Origin of the sequence: Paractinoplanes ovalisporus (assembly GCF_016834655.1) — a bacterium.
Taxonomy (GTDB): domain Bacteria; phylum Actinomycetota; class Actinomycetes; order Mycobacteriales; family Micromonosporaceae; genus Actinoplanes; species Actinoplanes ovalisporus.
This window is the reverse complement of the sequence record NZ_JAENHP010000003.1, coordinates 799,210-817,845: the sequence shown is the minus strand read 5'-3', so window position 1 is coordinate 817,845 and position 18,636 is coordinate 799,210. Positions and strand designations below refer to the sequence as shown.

Sequence of the window (18,636 nt, the reverse complement as noted above, 5' to 3'; positions counted from 1 at the left end):
GAAAGGGAGAACCCATCCAGTGACTACCGTCAGCGCCGCCTCCACCGCGGCAGAGCTGCTGGCCGGCTACCGCCCCGGCAGCTCGACCCTGTTCACCTCGCCGAGCGGCACCCTGCTCGCCGAGGGGGAGTACTTCGCGGTGCCGCAGTCCGGGCGCCGCGACGGGCTCGCCGACCTGTCCCGCCGCGTCGACGCCGTGCTGGGCGTCGCCGAGGCGGCCGGCCACGAGGTCCGTACGGTGGTGGGCGCGGTGCCGTTCGCGCCCGGCGCCCCCGACCGTCTCGTCGTCCCGGCCCGCCTGCGACGCGGCAGCGCGCCGGTGGCCACCCCGGCCGAGCGGTCCTCGTTCCGCGCCGACAAGGTGCGGCCGGTGCCCGAACCCGAGCAGTACGCGGCCGCGGTCGCCGAGGCCGTCCGCCAGATCGACGCCGGCCGGTACACCAAGGTCGTGCTCGCCCGATCGCTGCGGGTCGACGCCCCGGGATTCGACCCGGCGCCGGTCGTACGGGCCCTGGCCGGGCGCGAACCGGGCGCCTACACGTTCGGGGTCGACCTCGGTGGCGGCCGCACCCTGTTCGGGGCCAGCCCCGAACTGCTGGTGGCCCGGCGCGGCAACCGGATCACGGCCCACCCCCTGGCCGGCTCGGCCGCCCGCGGCGCCACCCCGGCCGAGGACGCCCGGCGGGCGGCCACGCTGATGCGCAGCGAGAAGGACCGGCACGAGCACGCGGTCGTGGTCGAGGCGGTGGCGGACGCGCTGCGGCCCTTCTGCGACCAGCTGACCGTGCCACCGAACCCGTCACCGGTCGCCACCGCCACCATGTGGCACCTCGGCACGATGGTGACCGGAACCGTGTCCGACCCGTCGGTCTCGGCCCTGACGCTGGCCACCGCCCTGCATCCCACCCCGGCCGTCTGCGGCACCCCGACCGCGGCCGCCCGCGACGCCATCACCGAGCTCGAGGAGTTCGAGCGCGGCTTCTACACCGGCGCGGTGGGCTGGGTCGACGCCTCGGGCGACGGCGAATGGGCGGTCACCATCCGCTGCGCCACCTCGGACGAGGACGGCCTCGACCTGTACGCGGGGGCCGGCGTCGTGGCCGGTTCCGACCCCCAGGCGGAGCTGGCCGAGACCACGGCCAAGCTCGGCACCATGCTCGCCGCCCTCGGCTTGGAGCTCGACGATGTGGCCTGACGACTTCGCCCGCCGCTACCGCGACCTCGGTTACTGGACCGGGCAGACCTTCGACGACCTGCTGACCACCGCGGCCGAGAGGTTCGGCGACCGCACCGCCGTGGTCGACGGCGGCCGCGAGATCAGTTACCGCGAACTGCGCGACCGGGCGCACCGGCTCGCGGCCGGCTTCCACCGCCTCGGCATCGGCCACGGCGACCGGGTCGTGGTGCAACTGCCCAACGAGGCCGAGTACTTCGAGGTGATCTTCGCGCTGTTCCGGCTCGGTGCGCTGCCCGTCTTCGCGCTGCCGGCGCACCGGTCGGCCGAGATCGGCTACTTCTGCGCCCACACGGAGGCCAAGGCCTTCGTCACCACGGGCGTCCACGAGGGGTTCGACCACCGGACGCTGGCCGCGGCCGCCGGGAACGCGCGGCTCATCGTCGACGAGGAGCTGAGCGACCTGTACGGCGATCCGGCCGCCCTGCCCGACGGCCCCGCCCCCGGCGACCTGGCCTTCCTGCAGCTCTCCGGCGGCAGCACCGGGCTGCCCAAGCTGATCCCGCGCACCCACGACGACTACCTCTACAGCGTGCGGGCCAGCGCCGAGATCTGCGAGCTCGAACCGGACAGCGTCTATCTGGCCGTGCTGCCGGTGGCGCACAACTTCACGATGTCGTCGCCCGGCGTGCTCGGCATCCTGCACGCGGGGGGCCGGATCGTTCTCGCGCCGCGGCCCGACCCGGCGACCGTGCTGCCGTTGATCGCGGTCGAACGGGTCACCATCACCGCTGTCGTGCCGCCGCTGGCCCTGCTCTGGCTGGACGCGGTGGCCGGCATGGAGAAGAAGCCCGACCTGTCCAGCCTGCGGGTGCTACAGGTGGGCGGGGCCAAGCTGGGCAGCACGGTCGCGGCCCGCGTCCGGCCCGTGCTCGGCTGCCACGTGCAGCAGGTGTTCGGGATGGCCGAGGGGCTGGTGAACTACACCCGCGCCGGCGACCCCGACGAGGTCGTGCTGAACACGCAGGGACGGCCGATCTCGCCCGACGACGAGATCCTGGTCGTCGACGAGCACGAACAGCCGGTGGCGCCGGGGGAGGTCGGGCATCTGCTCACCCGGGGCCCGTACACGATCCGGGGTTATTGGAACGCCGACGAGCACAACCGGACCGCGTTCACGGCCGACGGCTTCTATCGCACCGGCGACCTCGTGCGACGGCGCCCCGACGGCTACCTCGTGGTCGAGGGCCGGGCCAAGGACCAGATCAACCGCGGGGGCGAGAAGATCGCCGCCGAGGAGGTCGAGAACCACCTCCTGACCCACCCGGGCGTGCACGACGTCGCCGTCGTCGCCGTCCCCGACCAGTACCTCGGCGAGCGCAGCTGCGCGTTCGTCGTGCCGCGGGCCGGCGCCACCCTCACCCTGCCCCAGCTGCGCGGCTACCTGCGCGAGCGCGGCCTGGCCGCGTACAAGATCCCGGACCGGCTGAACGTCGTGGACGAGTTCCCGGTCACCGGTGTCGGCAAGATCAGCCGGCGTGAACTGCGCGCCGCCCTGAGCGCCACCCAGAAAGGCTGACCCCCGTGTCGCTGCCCCGCATCACCCCGTACCCGATCCCGGCCGGATTCGGCATCGACCGCGCCCGCGTGGCCTGGCGGCCCGATCCCGCCCGCGCCGTGCTGCTCGTGCACGACATGCAGAACTACTTCCTGGCCCCGTTCGGCACCGCCGACAACGCGTTGCTGGCCCGGGTCGTCGACAACATCGCGACGCTGCGCAAACACGCGGCCGAACTCGGCATCCCGGTGGTCTTCTCGGCCCAGCCCGGCGGCCAGAGCCTGGCCGAACGCGGGCTGCTGCAGGACTTCTGGGGCGACGGGCCGCCGGCCGATCCGCACGCCCTGGCCATCACCGACGCGCTCACGCCCGGCCCGGGCGAGCTGCGGCTGACCAAACGGCGCTACAGCGCGTTCGTCGGCACCTCGCTCGACTCGGTCTTCGGCGACCGCGACCAGATCGTCGTCACCGGGGTCTACGCGCACATCGGCGTGCTCGCGACGGCGCTCGAGGCGTTCATGCGTGACATCCAGCCGTTCGTGGTGGCCGACGCGGTCGCCGACTTCAGCCCGGCCCACCACCGCGACGCGCTGCGGCACGTCTCGGACCGCTGCGGCGTGGTCGCCACCACCAGCGAGATCACCGATGCCCTCACCGAAAGGTAAGACCATGGAGAACCCGGTGTACGACCTGGTGGGCATCGGCTTCGGGCCGTCCAACCTGGCCCTCGCGATCGCCGTCGAGGAACACAACAGCGCCTGTACGCGCGCCGAGGACCGCATCAACGCCGTGTTCTGCGAGAGGCAGGACGGTTTCGGCTGGCACCGCGGCATGCTCTTCGCCGACGCCACGATGCAGGTGTCGTTCCTCAAGGACCTGGTCACGATGCGCAACCCGGCCAGCGACTACAGCTTCGTGTCCTACCTGCACGCCCACGACCGGCTCGCCGAGTTCATCAACTACAAGACGATGTACCCGCTGCGGGTCGAGTTCCACGACTATTTCGTGTGGGCGGCCGAGCGCGTACGGGACCAGGTCCTTTACGGCCACACGGTGACCGATGTGGTTCCGGTCGCCGACGACCGCGGTGAGTTCCACGCCGTCGACGTCGTCGTGCGGCAGGGCTCCGAGACCCGTACGCTGCGGGCTCGGAACGTGGTGGTCGCGGTCGGTCTCGAGTCCTCGTTGCCGCCCGAGGTCACGCCCGGACCGCGGGTGTGGCACAACCTCGACCTGCTGCACCGGGTCGCCCGCTTCGACGTGCCCCGCCCCGAGCGTTTCATCGTGGTCGGCGCCGGGCAGAGCGCCGCCGAGTCGGTCGCCTTCCTGCACGAGCACTACCCGAGCGCCGACGTGCACTCGGTGTTCTTCCGCTACGGCTACAGCCCGGCCGACGACAGCAACTTCGCCAACCAGATCTTCGACCCGCAGGCCGTCGACCTGTATTTCGACGCGCCGGCCGACGTGAAGCGGATGCTGTTCGACTACCACCGCAACACCAACTACTCGGTGGTCGACGGCGAGCTGATCGAGGACCTGTACCGGCGGGCCTACCGCGAGAAGGTGCTGGGCCGGCCCCGGCTGCACATGATGAACGCGTCGCGCATCGCCGAGCTGCGGCCGGGCGACGAGGGCGTGACCGCGGTCGTCGAGCATCTGCCGAGCGGCAAGCGCACCGACCTCGAGGCCGACGCGATCGTGTACGCCACCGGATACCGCCCGGTCGACGCCACTCGTCTGCTCGGCGCCGCCGGGGCCCACGTCCACCGCGACGACGAGAACCTGCTGCGGGTGCACCGGGACTACCGCCTCGTGACCGACGCCCGGTTGCAGGCCGGGCTCTATCTGCAGGGCGGGACCGAGCACGCGCACGGAATAACCGCCACATTGTTGTCGGCGGGCGCCGTGCGGGCGGGCGAGATCGTGGAATCCATCTCGGCCCGGCTCGCGTCACCCTTGATTCGGGGCTAACCGCTCAGATCGTTTTGGGGGTGGCCGATAGGACGATCGTGCCGGAACAGCTCTATATCCTGGGAAACCTGGTGATCATGGTCGCCTACGCGGCGATCATGATGGCGATCCTGGTGCCGGTGACCCGGGCGAAGCAGTTGTGGAGCAACAAGCTCGCCGTGACGACCGCGATGATCTTCTTCAGCTGCGCGGTCGGTCACGGCCTGCACGCGTTCATGGCCATCCGGTCGGCCCAGGTCGACGGGCACGGGCATCTGCAGCCCGGCTGGGAGTGGCCGTCGGCCGCCTGGGACATGTTCACCGCGCTCGTCGGCGTCTACTACTGGACCCTGCGCCGCAGCTACAAGGTGCTGCTCGGGGGCGGATCCATCTTCACCTCGCCCGGCGAGCAGAACCGCCTCAGCGAGGCCGACGCCCGCGAGCAGGCCGCGCTCAACGCCGCCGAGAAGCACCGGGCGACCCTGGCCGCGGTCGTCGAGCACACCGACGACGCCATCATCGGGGTGAACCTGGAGGGCCGCGTGACGGCCTGGAACCGCGGCGCCGAGAGGTTGTTCGGCTACAACGCGGGCGCGGCCATCGGCCAGCCCATGTCGCTGTTCTCGGGCGACACCTCCACCGCCGACCAGATGGCGATGATCGCCCGGGTCCGGCACGGCGAGCGGCACGTGCACTACGAGGCCCGGCGTGTGCACCGCGACGGCTCGCCGCTGGAGCTGTCCATCAACATGGCCCCGATCCGCGACGCCGCCGGATCGGTGACCGGGGTGTCGGTGACCGCCCGCGAGGTCAGCGAGATGAAGGCGGCGGCCGACGAGCGCCGGGCCGAACAGGACCGCGCCCACCAGGCCCAGCGCATGGAGAGCCTGGGCAAACTGGCCGGCGGTCTGGCCCACGACTTCAACAACATCCTCGGCATCATCGTCAACTACACCGAGTTCGCGATCGACGAGACCGAGGACAAGCCCGCCGTACGCGAGGACCTGCAGCACGTGCGGTCGGCCGCCGACCGGGCGCAGGGCCTGACCCGGCAGCTGCTCACCTTCACCCGCGGCGCCGGGGCCCGGGCGGGCGACGTCGACCTCAACGCCGCCCTGGAGGAGGCCCGGGAACGCCTGGAACCTCTGGTCGGCGAGCAGGTCTCCATCGTGGTCCGGCCCGGGCCGCGGCCGCTGACCGTGCGCGCCGACCCCGGCCAGCTCCAGCAGATCCTGGAGCAGCTGGCGACGAACGCGCGCGACGCCATGGAAGAGGGCGGCACCCTCGTGCTGGAGGCCGCCCTCGCCGGCGACCACGGCCGGCTGCTGGTCTCCGACACCGGCGCGGGCATGACCCCGGACGTCGCCGAGCGGGTCTTCGAGCCGTTCTTCACCACCAAGCCCGGCAAGGGCGCCGGCATGGGCCTGGCCGCCGTCTACGGCATGGTGACCGAGGGCGGCGGGTCGATCGCGGTCTATTCCGAGCCCGGCGTGGGCACCACGTTCCGCGTCCACCTGCCGCTGACCACGGTCGCCACGACCCCGGACAGCCGGGGCACGCTGCCACCCTCCGGCGACGGGCGCACGATCCTGGTCGTCGAGCACGAGCCGGCCCTGATGCGCGCGGCCACCCGCATCCTGACCGTCGCCGGTTATCGGGTGCTGGCCGCCGCGACCGGTCCCGAGGCCCTGGTGGTGCTCGGCGAGCGCTCGGCCGACGCCCTGATCACCGACGTGGTGATGCCCGACATGAGCGGCCCGCGCCTGGCCGAGCTGCTGCGCGAGCGCGTCCCCGGCCTGCCGGTGATCTACATGTCCGGCTACAGCGCCGGCATGCTCGACGTGTCGGGGATGCTGGACCCGGCGGCACCCTTCGTCGAGAAGCCGTTCACGGCCCACGACCTGCTCCACACGGTCCACGAGGCCCTGCACCGCACCCCGTCAACGGTCTGACCCGAAGGCACTTCGCTAGGCTGCCCCGATGGCAACCGTGCGCGTCGAGGCGGTCATCGAGCTTTCCGCCGAGCAGGTCTGGGCGGCGGTCGCCGACGTCGGGCAGGTTCACCGGCGGCTGCTGCCGGGGCGGGTTGTGAGCGCGCGGCTCGAGGGAGACATGCGGATTCTGACCCTGCCGGACGGGTCGGAGATCCGGGAACTGATCGTCTCGATCGACGAGCGGGAACGGCGGTTGGCCTACGCGGTGGTCGAGGGGCAGAAGATGCCGCTGACCTACCACCACGCGAGCTTCCAGGTGTACGACGACGGCGACATCTGCCGGCTGGTCTGGGTGACCGACGTGCTGCCGCATGCCCTGGCCGGCGCCGTACAGGCGCGCACCGAACGGGGCATCGTCGAGATCAAGCAGGTGCTGGAAGCATCCTGACGACGCCGGGGCACGCGCGGCGGACGAAGTGGCCGGGCCGGCCTGAGGAGGGCGCGTGGCGGACGATGTCATCGGTGTCGTCGGGGGTGGCATCGTCGGGCTGGCGGTGGCCCGGGAGCTCGGGCGGCGGCGGCCCGGAACGCGGGTTGTCGTGTTCGAGAAGGAGGACCGGCTCGCCGCGCATCAGACCGGGCACAACTCGGGTGTGGTGCATGCGGGCATCTACTACGCGCCGGGCAGTCTCAAAGCGCGACTGTGCACGCGGGGACGCGCGATGCTGCGCGAGTACTGCTCGGACCGGCATATCCCGTACGAGGAATGCGGCAAGCTTGTTGTCGCCGTCTCGCCCGAGCAAGTGGGCCGGCTCGACGCGCTGGCCGAGCGCGCGGGGAGCAATCTGGTGCCGGGGCTGCGCCGGATCGGGCCCGACGGGATCCGCGAGGTCGAGCCGCACGCGACCGGGCTGGCCGCCCTGCACTCGCCCCACACCGCGATCACCGACTACCCGGCCGTGGCCCGCGCCCTCGCCGACGACGTGGTCGCGGCCGGCGGTGAGGTGCGGCTTGGTTTCCCCGTACGCGCTGTCGAGCGCTCGGGGGCCGGAATCCTCATCAACAAACGGGTCACCGTCGACCGTCTCGTCGTCTGTGCCGGTCTGCAGAGCGACCTCGTGGCCCGGCTGGCCGGTGACGAGGCGGCGCCGCGCATCGTGCCGTTCCGCGGCGAGTACATGAAGGTGCGCCCGGCGAAGACCCACCTCGTACGGGGCATGATCTATCCGGTGCCCGACCCGCGCTACCCGTTCCTCGGCGTGCACTTCACCCGTCGTGTCACCGGTGACGTCGAGGTCGGGCCGAACGCCGTCATGGCCACCGCCCGCGAGGGCTACCGGCTCGGCGACGTGTCGGTCCGCGACCTGGCCGGCATCGCGGGCTGGCCCGGCACGTGGCGCATGGCCGCGCGACACTGGCGTACGGGGATGCGGGAACTGCACGGCTCGATGTCGAAGCGGGCCTACATGCGCGCGGCCCAGCTCTACGTCCCCGAGATCGGCGCTCCGGACGTGGTTCGCGCCGGCTCGGGCGTACGGGCGCAAGCTCTTGACCGTGACGGCGGGCTCGTGGACGACTTCCGCATCCACCGGCTCGGACCCGTCATCGCCGTGCGCAACGCGCCCTCGCCCGCGGCGACCTCCAGCCTGGCCATCGCCGAACACGTGGCCGGCGCCGTGTGGTCAGAGCCCGTCACGTAGCCAGACGCGCAGCGGCCCGACCGCGCGGAAACCGGCTGCCCGAGCGTGTTCGAGGTCGTCGCCACCCTCGTAACCGACCATCGGGAGACCGCCGGCCGCCGCCGTCGCGGCCGACCAGATCAGCGGCATGTCACCGGTGTCGGCGGCGAACAGATTCGAGACCCCGGCCACCCCGCCCGTACGGTTCAGGACGAACCCGCCGCGCAGCCGCTCCCCGTCACGCACGGCCATGACACGGACCGCGGGGTCGTCGAGCAGCGCTCGATTCAGGGCGGCCGGCCACCGCCGCAGTTCGGTCTCCGACGTCACCCGCCCGGCCGGCCCGGGGGTGACCGGCCCGGCCTCGCGGAAGATCCACTGGGCGTCGAACAGCGGGCGGAAGCCGTACGGCGTGAGGTCGAGCGCGGCGAAACTGTCCTTCACCGAGTCGCTGCCGCGCACCACATCGGCCGGGGCCGCACTCGCCCGCAGGGTGATCGCCTCGGGGTAGAACTGCGGCGTCGGCCCCGCGCTGCGCCAGCTCCTGGGGCCGAACGTCCAGCCGATGCCGTGGGCGCGGCAGACCGCGGACACCCAGTCGGCGTTGTTGCGGACGGCGGCGTCGGTCTCGGCGGAGTTCATGTTCCGCAGTCTGACATGATCGATATCCACCGATCCCTCCACAATGGGCAGTAGGCTGTGCCGGGGGAGTCAGGTCTGTGGGGAGAAGATGACCGAATCGTACGGGTGGGTGCCCGAAGGTGTGGATATCACGGTGCCGGACGCGTCCCGCGTCTACGACTACGCGCTCGGCGGCCTGCACAACTTCGCCGTCGACCGGGAGTTCTGGCACCGCGCCGAGAAGATGTTCCCCGGCGCCCGGCTGGTCGCGCGGGCCAACCGGGCCTTCCTGGGCCGGGCGGTGCGCCGGCTGAGCGCCCACGGCGTCCGCCAGTTCCTCGACATCGGCTCGGGCATCCCGACGCTGGGCAACGTGCACGAGGTGGCCCAGGAGGCCGATCCCGAGGCCCGCGTCATGTATGTCGACATCGACCCGATCGCCGTACAGCAGAGCCGCAGCCTGCTCACCGGTAACCCGTACGCCCGGGTGATCGAGGGTGACCTGCGCAAGCCCGACAGCATCCTCTACCACCCCGAGGTGCTCGACCTGTTCGACTTCTCCGAGCCGGTCGCCGTGCTCACCGTGGCCGTTCTGCACTTCGTGCCCGACGAGTCCGACCCGGCCGGCATCCTGCGCCGTCTCGGCGAGTCGCTGGTCTCGGGCAGCTACCTCGTGATCTCGCACCTCGGCCCCGACGAGACGCCCGAGGGCCGCGAGGCGCAGGAACAGGCCCGCAAGCTGTACGAGAAGACGCCGACCCCGGTCGTGATCCGCACCCGCGAGCAGGTGGCCGCGCTCGTCGGCGACGACTTCGCACTGGTCGAGCCGGGCGTGGTCGCGGCCACCGACTGGCTCCCCGACCCCGACGAGGCCGGTGATCCGCCCCAGCCGACGGCCCTGGTCGCGCTGGCCAGGAAGATCCGGTGACCCTCGACGGGCTCACCGAGCAGTGGCTGCGCGGCGTGGTGGCCGCGGGCTTCGTCCCCGGCGTCCGGGCCCGGGCCCGCGCCGCCCTGCGCGACCTGCTCGAGGAGTTCGTGGCGGCGGTCCGGGCCGAACCGTTCGACGCCGCGCCGGGCGCCCGTATCGGAGCCGAACTGGTCGACCTGCGCATGTCGGCGCCCCCGGTGATCGGGGCGACCGTGCACCTGATCGCCGGCCGGCTCCCGGCGGTGGTGGGGGAGGACGACGAGACCCGTCGGCGGATTCTCGACCTGCTCGACCGCCTGGTGACCGGTTTTGTGGCCGCTCAGCGCGACGCCGCCGTCCGCGCCGCCGAAGAGATGAACCGCTCCGAGAAGATCCATTGGCGGGCGGTCCAGCTCGACCTGCAACGGCAGCTCCAGCAGGCCGTCCTGCACCGCCCCGACACCGGCCTGCCCAACGAGCAGCACCTGCGCCGCACTCTGGCCGAAATCGACCGCGGGCAGCGGCTGGGCCTGCTGCTGATCAGCCTCGACCGCTACGACGAACTCTCCGACACCCTGGGACCCGACAACGGCGCCCGTCTGCTGACCGCGATCGCGCGCCGGCTGCGCCCGCTGGGCGTCCTGGCCCACCTGGCCGACGACCAGTTCGCCGTGCTGGTCACCGGCACCACCGGGCCCGACGACCTGATCAAGGTGGCCGACCAGGCGGTCCGGCTGCTGGCCGGCCCGGTGCCGATCGACGGCCACGACCTGCACGTCACCCCGGTGATCGGCCTGGTCGAGCGGCCGGTGGCGGGCAGCGAACCCGACCGCTGGCTGCACGACGCCCGGCTGGCCCTGCGCTGGGCCCGGCAGGACAGGCTCGGCCCCGAGCTGTTCGACCCGGCCCGCGCGGCCGAGGAACGCCGCCGGCACCGCCTGGCCGCCGCGATGCCGGCCGCCCTCGATCGCGGCGAGTTCACCCTGCACTACCAGCCCCTGGTCCGGCTGGCCGACGGCGCCACGATCGGGGTCGAGGCCCTGGCCCGCTGGCCGCGCCCCGGCGGCAGACCGCTCGACCCGCAGCAGTTCATCCAGGTCGCCGAGCGTACGGGCCTGATCCACCGCCTCGGCCGCACCCTGCTCGAGCAGGCCTGCCGTCAGGGCGCCGAGTGGCGCCGGGCCGGCCATGACCTGCTGGTCAGCGTCAACCTGTCCCCGGTGCAGCTGAGCGACCCCGGCCTGGTCGCCGCCGTGGCCGACATCCTGCACCGCAGCGGCCTGCCCGCCGACCGCCTCCAGCTCGAGATCACCGAGACCGGCGAGGCCCTGCCCTACCGCTCGGTGCTGGCCGGGCTGGGCGGCCTCGGGGTGCGGCTGGCCCTCGACGACTTCGGCACCGGCTACTCCAGCCTGGCCGTCCTCACCGCGCTGCCGTTCACCGAGGCCAAGCTGGCCGCCGAACTCCTGCTGGGGTTCCACGAGAGCGGCGTGCTCGGCCTGATCATCGCGGCCTGCCACGAGATGGGCATGACGGTCACGGCCGAGGGGATCGAGACCGCCGAGCAGGAGCAGACCCTGCGTGCCCTGGGCTGCGACCACGGCCAGGGCTACCACCTGGGCCGCCCCGCGCCTGCCGGAAAAGGCAGGTTTTGCTCCGGTGGCGACGGGTAAGCCGCGGGTCGCAGCGGACGGACGGGGGCGGGGGCCATGCCCGTTGAGGACGAGACAGTGCTGGCCGACAGACAGCGGCTGGCCGCGGCGGACCGGGCCCGGCGGACCAGCTCGGCCCGGCCCATGCCGCTCGACGGCATCGCCCAGCTCGCGGCCCAGCTGCTGGGCGCGCCGATGGGCGCGGTCACCTTCGTCGGCCGCCACAAGGAACACTTCGCCGGGTCGTACGGCCTGCCGCCGCGGCTGGCGGCCGGCGGGTGGGCGTCGACGGGGTACTCGGTCGGCAAGTACGCGGTCATCCAGGACGCGCCGGCGTGCGTCCCCGACCTGGAGCAGCACCCCCTGAACGTCGATTTCGGCGTACGGGCGTTCGCCGCGGTGCCCCTGCGCGACGAGGACGACCGGCCGGTCGGAGCGCTGGCAGTGATGGACACCGACCAACGCCGGTGGGGCGACCGGGAAGTCTCGATGCTGCTGGAAGTCGCGCACCTGCTCGATCCGGTGCCGGTCCCGGGCCGGGGCACAGCGTCGGCCGCAGTGACCGGTCTCGACCTGGCCGGCCTCATGGAGAGCCTGCAGGAGGCGTTCATCGCGGTCGACACCGAGGGCACGGTCGCCGGGTTCAACCGCGCGGCGCGGGAGCTGCTGGGCTGGCGGGCCGACGAGGTCGTGGGCCGCCACGTCGGCGAGTCCGTGCTGCCCGGGAACGGCGAACGGTCGATCGGGGAGGCTCTGGAACGGCTGTTCACCGGGCCGGCCTGCGACCATCCGGTGCCGCGTACGGTCGACCTGCGCCACCGGGACGGGCACCTCGTGCCGACCCGGATCCTGCTTTCGGTCGTGCACGGCGCGTCGGGCTCACTGGCCTGCGCCTTCATCACCGACCGCACCCGCGAGGCAGCGGCCGAGACCGAGGCCGAGCGTCAACGGAGCTTCCTGGCCGCGCTGCTGGAAAGCCTGGACGTGGGCGTCGTCGCGGTCGATGTGGACGGCCACATCCTGGTGATGAACCGGGCCCTGCGCGAGGTGCACGGCATCGCCGACGACTGGACCTCGGACGAGGTGGAACAGACCGCGGCCGAGGCCCTGCGCGACCTCGACGGCTCCCGGTTGCCCCTGTCCCGGACGCCCGTGCTGCGGGCGCTGCGCGGGGAACACGTCGTCGCGGACGACCTGTTGATCATGGCGGGCGACGGCCGGGAGCGGGTCTTCGCGGCCCACGCGCAGCCGATCACCACCGGCGAGGGCCGCCGCCTGGGCGCGGTCGCCGCCCTGCACGAGGTCACGGCGGCGCGCCGGACTGAGTTGTTCCACACCGCGGAACGGCGGATCCGGAAGATCTTCACCGAGTCGTCCGACGTGCCCGAGGCCGCGACGGCGGTGCTGGAGACGGTCTGCGAGGCGTTGCGGTGGCCGTACGGGGAACTGTGGCTGCTGGACACCGTCACCGGCACCCTCCAGCCGAGCGCGCACTGGAGCACCCGCCCCGACCTGCCCGGACCCGTGACCGCCGGGACCATCCGCAAGGGCGCCGGCATCATCGGCACCGTCTGGGAATCGGGGCAGCCGCTCTGGGTGCCCGACATCGCCCGCGCGGCCGGCGAGGAGGTCACCGACGCCCAGGACTACGCGCGGCGCGGTCTGCACACCGTCATCGCGCTTCCCGTACGCGACGGGGGCGTGCTGCTGGGCGTCATGGCCTGCTTCGCGGCCGCCGAGGAGGACGACGAGGAGCTGCTGACCGTACTGCTCAGCGGCGTGGCGGCCCAGCTCGGCCTGTTCATCGCGCTGCGCCGGTACGCCGACCTGGCCGAACAGCTGGCCCGCACCCGCAACGACTTCCTGACCTTGGTCGGCCACCAGTTGCGCACCCCGCTGACCTCGATCACGAGCTACGCGGGACTGCTGGCCGAGGACGCCGCGACCGACGGCGAGACCGCCGACATGGCCCGGGTGATCGAGCGCAACGCCCGCGACCTCAGCGGCGTGGTCGACAACCTGCTCGACCTGGCCGGCCTGCAGAGTGGGCACCTGCGCCTCGACCCGTCCGAGATCGACCTGTCCGGGGTGGTCGCGGACGCGGTGGCCTCCGCCGAACCCTCGGCCGGGGCGGCGGGGGTACGGCTGCACAGTGAGCTGCCCAGCGAGCTGCACCTGTTCGGCGACGCCGGCCGGTTACGGCAGGTCGTGGCCAACCTGCTGGACAACGCCATCGCCTACACACCCCGCGGCGGCGACATCCGGGTGTCGCTGACGGCCTCGCCGGAGGCGGCCGAGCTGCGTGTCTCCGACACCGGCATCGGCATCCCGCCGGGCGAGCACGAGCGCCTGTTCGAACGCTTCTACCGCGCCAGCAACGTGGCCCACCAGGGCGTGCCAGGCGCGGGGCTGGGGTTGACGCTGGCCGAGACCGTGGCCGGCCTGCACCACGGAACCATCACCGTCGACACGAGCGCCCAGCCCGGCGCGAGCCTGCTGCTCCGCCTGCCCCGCCCCGGCCTGCCCGCCGCACCTTAGCCGCGCTGCTAGGGCCTGTCCTGCCGGGAAAGCACCACGCCGCGGTTCGTACCGTGCGGACCGGTCGCGAGTACCGGGCGTGCGGCCGGGATGACGAACGGTGCTCAGACCGCCTCGCGGACGAGGAAGGCGGTGGCCCGTCCGGGGCTGACCCTTTCGATGCGCACGCCGCGATTGCTGCCGACCAGGTAGTACGACGGGTAATTGACCGATTCCAGAATGAGCGCGGCGCCGTCGCGGACCGCGTGCGGGCAGAATGTGCCGTCCTTGTCGAACAAATCGGAACCGTCCCGCCGGTCGAGGTGCAGGACGTAGTCGCGGTGCCGCAGGAAATAGCCCGGAAAGTTGACTGACTCGAGCGAGACGCAGCTCGACGACGCCAATCCGCGCCGGACGGTGAATCGGGAATCCTGCCGGGTGCCGCGGGAACTGCCCTCGTCGATGGCGTCGAAACGGGCCACGAAGTCGTGGTGGCGCAGCCGGTAGCCGGGGTAGTCGGCGTGGGCGAGCCCGACCGTCGCGCCGACCACCAGCTGGGTCGCGGCCGGGGCGGTGGTCGGCGGGCGGCTGGTCGGCGGCTTGGTCGTGGGCCGGGTGCGGGTGGCCTCGGTCTCGCGGTGGCGGGTCGGGGTGCGGGTGATCGAGCCGGGGCCCGCGCTGCTGGTGGTCGGCGCGGGCAGGATCGAGACCGGGGCTGACGGGGTGTACGGCGGCAGCACCACGCGCTGTACCAGGGAGGAGTCGCCGTCGTCGCCGCGCAGGGCGAGCGCGGTCAGTCCGGCCACGGCGATCACCACGCCGGTCGCCGCGGCCGCGACCACCCGGCGGCCGAGGCCGGTGGACGTGTGGCGGCGGATCGGGCCGTTCCACAGTGCGGCGGTGAGGCCGGCGGCTCGGCGGCGAGGAGGAACAGGTGGGCGAAGAGGACCTTTGGTGTCGCGGTACGGCGGAACCCAACCGCCGATCCGCAACCGCTCGGGTCTATCCTCGTCGGGCATGTGAATTCCGATCCGCGAGCCACCGGCTAAGGCATTCTTAAGCTGTCGGAAAGGCATTCTTACGGCGAAAGCCGCCAATGGCAAGTGTTCGGACGCTCCGACGAGACGTGGACGGAAATCGAACTCTCGCCAGGTCCCGCCCGTACCACCCGGTGACGGCACCCGGGTCCGCGGGTCGCCGAGGCCGCACCGAGGAGGCGCGATGGACGGCTCCGCCCGCCCTCCGCACACTGACGACCTTCCGCCGACGGGGGAATACGCGCTGGTCCCCGACACCGGCGAGTACGACAACGGCACGTACGCGGGATCGGCCGGCCCGACCGGCCAGGCGAAACCGGCCCCGGTCACCCTGCCCCGCATCTCCGACTACTGGCCCGACCGGAGCCCGAATCCGACGACCGTCATCGGGCAGCCGCCGGAACCTCCGCGCCGCCGTCTGCGCCTGCTCGCGGCCGTGACCGGCGCCGTCCTCTTCCTGGGCGTCAGCGCGATCGTGCTGACCCGCATGGTCGGCAGCGACGAGACGGCCGCGCCGCCCACGGCCGCCTCCGACCCCGACATCATCGTCGGCGGTGCCCCGAGCCCGCCGGTCTCGATCGAGCCCTCTCCGGCGCCGACCTCGGCCTCGGCCTCGGCCGCCGCGCCCCCGCCGACCTCGGCCTCCCCGGCGCCGCCGGCCGGGCCGGCGTTCGCGGCCGGCACCTTCGTGCTCGCCTCCGGCCTCACCGAGCTCAACGTGTCGCTGGGCCGGCCCCCGCGCGACGGCATCGCCAAGGTCAGCTCGCCCGACGGCAGCGGCGTGGTCCCCGACGCGAAGCTGGACGGCACCGAACTGACCCTCACCGCCGAGCGCCGGGGCGAGCGGGGCACGGGCGACGTCAGCGTGGTGCTCGACGAGCGGATCACCTGGACGATCCGGATGGAGGGCGGGGTCCGGCGCGGCAACTTCGACATGGCCGGCGGATCGGTGCGCGACTTCTACTTCGAGGGCGGGGCCAACGAGCTCGGGCTCACCCTGCCCCGGCAGAGCCGCCAGATCGAGATCCGGATGGCCGGCGGTGTCCACGAGTGGCGGATCGGCACCGAGGGGGAGTTCGCCGTGAAGGTGCGCGTCCGCAAGGGCGCCGGCGCGATCTCGCTCAACGGCGACCGGGACGAGGGCATCGACGGCGGCGAGACGGTGCGTTCGCGCGGCGACGACGACGTGTCGGGCGGCCTCGCCATCGAGGCGGTCGGTGGCATCGGTTCGCTCAAGGTGTCGCCCCTGTGAAGACTTGACCTAGAGCGCGCTCGAAGACCTAGCGTTCCGGACATGCAGACGATCGAACTGGGCCGCACCGGACGGCAGGTCAGCGCGATGGCGCTCGGGACCATGCAGATGGGCGGCAGCACCGACGAGCGCGACTCGGTGCACATCCTCAACCGCTACCTGGAGATCGGCGGCTCCTTCCTCGACACCGCCGACTGCTACGAGTGGTGGGCCCACCCCGGCATCCTCGGCGGACAGAGCGAGGAGCTGCTCGGCCGCTGGATGCGCGACGGCAACCACCGCGACGAGGTCTTCCTCGCCACCAAGGGCAGCGCAGTGCCGATCTACTCGCCCGACCTGTGGGATGCCGACGGCAACCCGAACTGGGAGCTGGCCCGCCGCACCTTCGAAGGCGCCGGGGCCGGCACCCTGCGCGGCGCGCTCGAGGGCAGCCTGCGCCGCCTCGGCACCGACCACGTCGACCTCTACTACGTGCACGTCGACGACCGGGCCACTCCGCTCGAGGAGACCCTCGAAGTGCTGGACTCCTTCGTACGGGAAGGGAAGGTCCGGCACCTCGGCTGGTCGAACGTGCGCACGTGGCGGCTCGAGCGCATCCGGCAGCTGTGCGCGCGCAACGGCTGGACCCTGCCCGTGGCCGTCCAGCAGCAGCACTCGTATCTGCGGCCCGGGGCCGGCGTCGAGTCCAGCAGCATCGTGAACGCCGAGCAGCTCGACTATCTGGCCGAGCACGACGACCAGACGCTGGTGGCCTACTCGCCGATCCTCAAGGGTGTCTACGACAGCGCGGCCAAGCGGGACGGCCACTGGATGATGGACAACTACACCGGCCCCGACACCGACGCCCGCCTGGCCGTGCTGGCCGAGGTCGCGGGGGAGACCGGCGTGACCCCGAACCAGCTCGTGCTGGCCTGGCTCCTGCACCAGGGCGCGCCCCGGGTGCTGCCGCTGATCGGTCCGCGTACGCCGGAGCAGTTCGAGGCCGCGCTGCCCGCACTCGACGTCAAGCTGTCGGAGGACCAGCTCGAGCGCCTGGCCTAACCCTCAACTTGAGGTCGAGGTCGAGGGTTAGGTTGACGGTGAGGGTTACGAGTCGAAGCGCTGGCTGATCCAGGCCGCGACCCGGTTGGTCGAGTCGATGACCGCCTGGTCGTGGTCGCGGCCGGGCAGCTTGTCGTAGCGGACCGGGGCGCCCTTGAGCTGGTCCTCCACGAGGATGTCGGTGAAGGCAGCCGGCACGATCGCGTCGTCGGTGCCCTGCACGACGAAGGCGGGCGCGGTCAGCGGCGTCCGGCCCGGCTCGACGTACTGGTAGAGCTTGTCCACCCAGGCCTCGGGCAGCTTGTTGTTCTTCAGGAGCGGCAGCGGCGGCGCGTACGCCTCGAGCACCTCGGCCAGGCAGCCGTCGCGCAGCACCTCGCCCTTGGCCCGGGCGGCCGGGGTCAGCACGGTCTCGGGCTCGAACGACGGCTCCACGGCGTTCAGGCCGTACAGGGCCATCGCCATGAACCCCTGCCCGGCCGAGCCCGGGATCGCCTCGGCCAGCGCGCGGGTCTGGCTGGTCGGGGCGATGCTGACCGTGCCCTTCAACTGCAGTTCCCCGTCGTACGCCCCGGCCAGCTGATTGGCGAACAGGGTGCCCTGCCCGCCCTGGCTGTGGCCGTCCACCGCGTACTGCTTCGACAAGTCGTCATCGAGGTTGCGGGCGGCCCGCACGCTGTCGATGATCGACCGGCCCTCGCTCGCGCCGACCAGGTAGGGGTGTGGTCCCGGCGTGCCGAGCCCGGGGTAGTCCGGCGCGGCCACCGTCCAGCCGCGCTCCAGCAGCGACGAGACCGCGACCCGGGCCTCGGGCCAGAACACGTCGTCGTTGGCCGACGGCGCGCACTTGTCGGCGATGCCGGTGGTGCCGTGGGCCCACACGACCGTCTTGTTCTTCTTGTTCTTCAGCGGCGTCAGCACGAGCCCGGAGGCGGTGATTTCCTTCCCCCGTACGTCGGTGGTGGCGTACTTGATCTGTTTGGCCCGGGCCAGCAGACGCAGCCCTTCCGGCAGCGCGCGCGGCGTCGAGCTGAGCACGGTGCCCGGCTCGGATGACGGGTTCCACCGGAAGACGTGAGCCGGGCCGAACCGGTCGGAGCCGGCCAGCGCCCCGGTCGTGCCCGCGTTGAGGAGAGTGCCGCTCACGACCGTGACGGCGAGAATTCGAGTGATCAGATGACTGCGCACACCGGATAGGTTTAATCGCCCAAAACGTACAAAACACGCGCCACTCCGGGCCCGATCGGGTGATCATCGCGCCTGGATGATGCATTGCGCGAAGTTAACCCGGGCGATCTTCCGAAAGAGACG

General features: G+C 72.3%; 15 protein-coding genes. 12 read left to right on the top strand and 3 right to left on the bottom strand.

Annotated elements, in window-relative coordinates; all coding sequences use genetic code 11:
• Positions 1 to 19 precede the first annotated feature (19 nt).
• From JIG36_RS14005 to lhgD, 7 genes are read left to right on the top strand one after another with little or no spacing between them, the layout of a single operon-like run.
• The gene (locus tag JIG36_RS14005) at positions 20 to 1,195 is read left to right on the top strand and encodes an isochorismate synthase (protein ID WP_203376615.1); all 1,176 of its coding nucleotides are present in this window, start codon (positions 20 to 22) and stop codon (positions 1,193 to 1,195) included.
• Positions 1,185 to 2,753: a (2,3-dihydroxybenzoyl)adenylate synthase gene (locus JIG36_RS14000; RefSeq protein ID WP_203376613.1), complete on the top strand. Its 1,569-nt coding sequence runs from the start codon at positions 1,185 to 1,187 to the stop codon at positions 2,751 to 2,753. The genes JIG36_RS14005 and JIG36_RS14000 overlap by 11 nt, the downstream gene beginning before the upstream one ends.
• A gap of 5 nt (positions 2,754 to 2,758) precedes the next feature.
• A complete protein-coding gene (locus JIG36_RS13995; protein WP_203376612.1) occupies positions 2,759 to 3,397 on the top strand; it encodes an isochorismatase family protein in 639 nt (212 codons plus the stop codon).
• 4 nt (positions 3,398 to 3,401) lie between these two features.
• Positions 3,402 to 4,703, top strand: coding sequence for a lysine N(6)-hydroxylase/L-ornithine N(5)-oxygenase family protein (locus JIG36_RS13990; protein ID WP_203376611.1), 1,302 nt, complete (start codon positions 3,402 to 3,404; stop codon positions 4,701 to 4,703).
• Positions 4,704 to 4,723: 20 nt separating this feature from the next.
• A complete protein-coding gene (locus tag JIG36_RS13985) occupies positions 4,724 to 6,634 on the top strand; it encodes an ATP-binding protein (protein ID WP_307872704.1) in 1,911 nt (636 codons plus the stop codon).
• Between the two features lie 28 nt (positions 6,635 to 6,662).
• A complete protein-coding gene (locus JIG36_RS13980) occupies positions 6,663 to 7,064 on the top strand; it encodes an SRPBCC family protein (RefSeq protein ID WP_203376610.1) in 402 nt (133 codons plus the stop codon).
• Positions 7,065 to 7,119: 55 nt separating this feature from the next.
• Positions 7,120 to 8,316, top strand: coding sequence for an L-2-hydroxyglutarate dehydrogenase (gene lhgD, locus JIG36_RS13975; RefSeq protein ID WP_203376609.1), 1,197 nt, complete (start codon positions 7,120 to 7,122; stop codon positions 8,314 to 8,316).
• On the opposite strand, the gene JIG36_RS13970 is transcribed toward lhgD, so the two are convergent.
• Positions 8,299 to 8,937, bottom strand: coding sequence for a hypothetical protein (locus tag JIG36_RS13970; RefSeq protein WP_203376608.1), 639 nt, complete (start codon positions 8,935 to 8,937; stop codon positions 8,299 to 8,301). The genes lhgD and JIG36_RS13970 overlap by 18 nt on opposite strands.
• 88 nt (positions 8,938 to 9,025) lie before the next feature.
• Here JIG36_RS13970 and JIG36_RS13965 point away from each other — a divergent pair, with 88 nt between their 5' ends.
• From JIG36_RS13965 to JIG36_RS13955, 3 genes are read left to right on the top strand one after another with little or no spacing between them, the layout of a single operon-like run.
• On the top strand, positions 9,026 to 9,844 hold the full coding sequence (locus JIG36_RS13965) for an SAM-dependent methyltransferase (protein WP_203376607.1): 819 nt from the start codon (positions 9,026 to 9,028) through the stop codon (positions 9,842 to 9,844).
• Positions 9,841 to 11,499, top strand: coding sequence for a putative bifunctional diguanylate cyclase/phosphodiesterase (locus JIG36_RS13960; protein ID WP_203376606.1), 1,659 nt, complete (start codon positions 9,841 to 9,843; stop codon positions 11,497 to 11,499). Before JIG36_RS13965 ends, JIG36_RS13960 begins: the two co-directional genes overlap by 4 nt.
• 36 nt (positions 11,500 to 11,535) lie before the next feature.
• The gene (locus tag JIG36_RS13955; protein WP_203376604.1) at positions 11,536 to 14,016 is read left to right on the top strand and encodes an ATP-binding protein; all 2,481 of its coding nucleotides are present in this window, start codon (positions 11,536 to 11,538) and stop codon (positions 14,014 to 14,016) included.
• Between the two features lie 104 nt (positions 14,017 to 14,120).
• Here the strand turns inward: JIG36_RS13955 and JIG36_RS13950 are convergent, their stop codons facing one another.
• Positions 14,121 to 15,014 carry an AbfB domain-containing protein gene (locus tag JIG36_RS13950; RefSeq protein ID WP_203376602.1) on the bottom strand — a complete coding sequence of 298 codons (894 nt, stop codon included), beginning with the start codon at positions 15,012 to 15,014 and terminating at the stop codon, positions 14,121 to 14,123.
• A 202-nt stretch (positions 15,015 to 15,216) separates the two neighbouring features.
• Here JIG36_RS13950 and JIG36_RS13945 point away from each other — a divergent pair, with 202 nt between their 5' ends.
• Both JIG36_RS13945 and JIG36_RS13940 read left to right on the top strand, forming a co-directional pair.
• Entirely contained in the window at positions 15,217 to 16,284 is a 1,068-nt protein-coding gene (locus JIG36_RS13945) for a hypothetical protein (RefSeq protein WP_203376600.1), read from the top strand.
• Positions 16,285 to 16,326: 42 nt separating this feature from the next.
• Complete coding sequence (locus JIG36_RS13940) at positions 16,327 to 17,325, top strand: aldo/keto reductase (RefSeq protein ID WP_203376598.1); 999 nt, start codon at positions 16,327 to 16,329, stop codon at positions 17,323 to 17,325.
• Between the two features lie 45 nt (positions 17,326 to 17,370).
• Here JIG36_RS13940 and JIG36_RS13935 read toward each other — a convergent pair whose 3' ends face one another.
• A complete protein-coding gene (locus JIG36_RS13935; protein WP_203376596.1) occupies positions 17,371 to 18,471 on the bottom strand; it encodes an alpha/beta fold hydrolase in 1,101 nt (366 codons plus the stop codon).
• Positions 18,472 to 18,636 lie beyond the last annotated feature (165 nt).

What these genes read in the sequence shown, in the direction of transcription:
- JIG36_RS14000 (WP_203376613.1), top strand. Translation starts at nt 1,185, where the DNA reads ATGTGGCCTGACGACTTCGCCCGCCGCTACCGCGACCTCGGTTACTGG.
- JIG36_RS13990 (WP_203376611.1), top strand. Translation starts at nt 3,402, where the DNA reads ATGGAGAACCCGGTGTACGACCTGGTGGGCATCGGCTTCGGGCCGTCC.
- JIG36_RS13980 (WP_203376610.1), top strand. Translation starts at nt 6,663, where the DNA reads ATGGCAACCGTGCGCGTCGAGGCGGTCATCGAGCTTTCCGCCGAGCAG.
- JIG36_RS13970 (WP_203376608.1), bottom strand. Translation starts at nt 8,937, where the DNA reads ATGAACTCCGCCGAGACCGACGCCGCCGTCCGCAACAACGCCGACTGG.
- JIG36_RS13965 (WP_203376607.1), top strand. Translation starts at nt 9,026, where the DNA reads ATGACCGAATCGTACGGGTGGGTGCCCGAAGGTGTGGATATCACGGTG.
- JIG36_RS13955 (WP_203376604.1), top strand. Translation starts at nt 11,536, where the DNA reads ATGCCCGTTGAGGACGAGACAGTGCTGGCCGACAGACAGCGGCTGGCC.
- JIG36_RS13950 (WP_203376602.1), bottom strand. Translation starts at nt 15,014, where the DNA reads ATGCCCGACGAGGATAGACCCGAGCGGTTGCGGATCGGCGGTTGGGTT.
- JIG36_RS13945 (WP_203376600.1), top strand. Translation starts at nt 15,217, where the DNA reads ATGGACGGCTCCGCCCGCCCTCCGCACACTGACGACCTTCCGCCGACG.
- JIG36_RS13940 (WP_203376598.1), top strand. Translation starts at nt 16,327, where the DNA reads ATGCAGACGATCGAACTGGGCCGCACCGGACGGCAGGTCAGCGCGATG.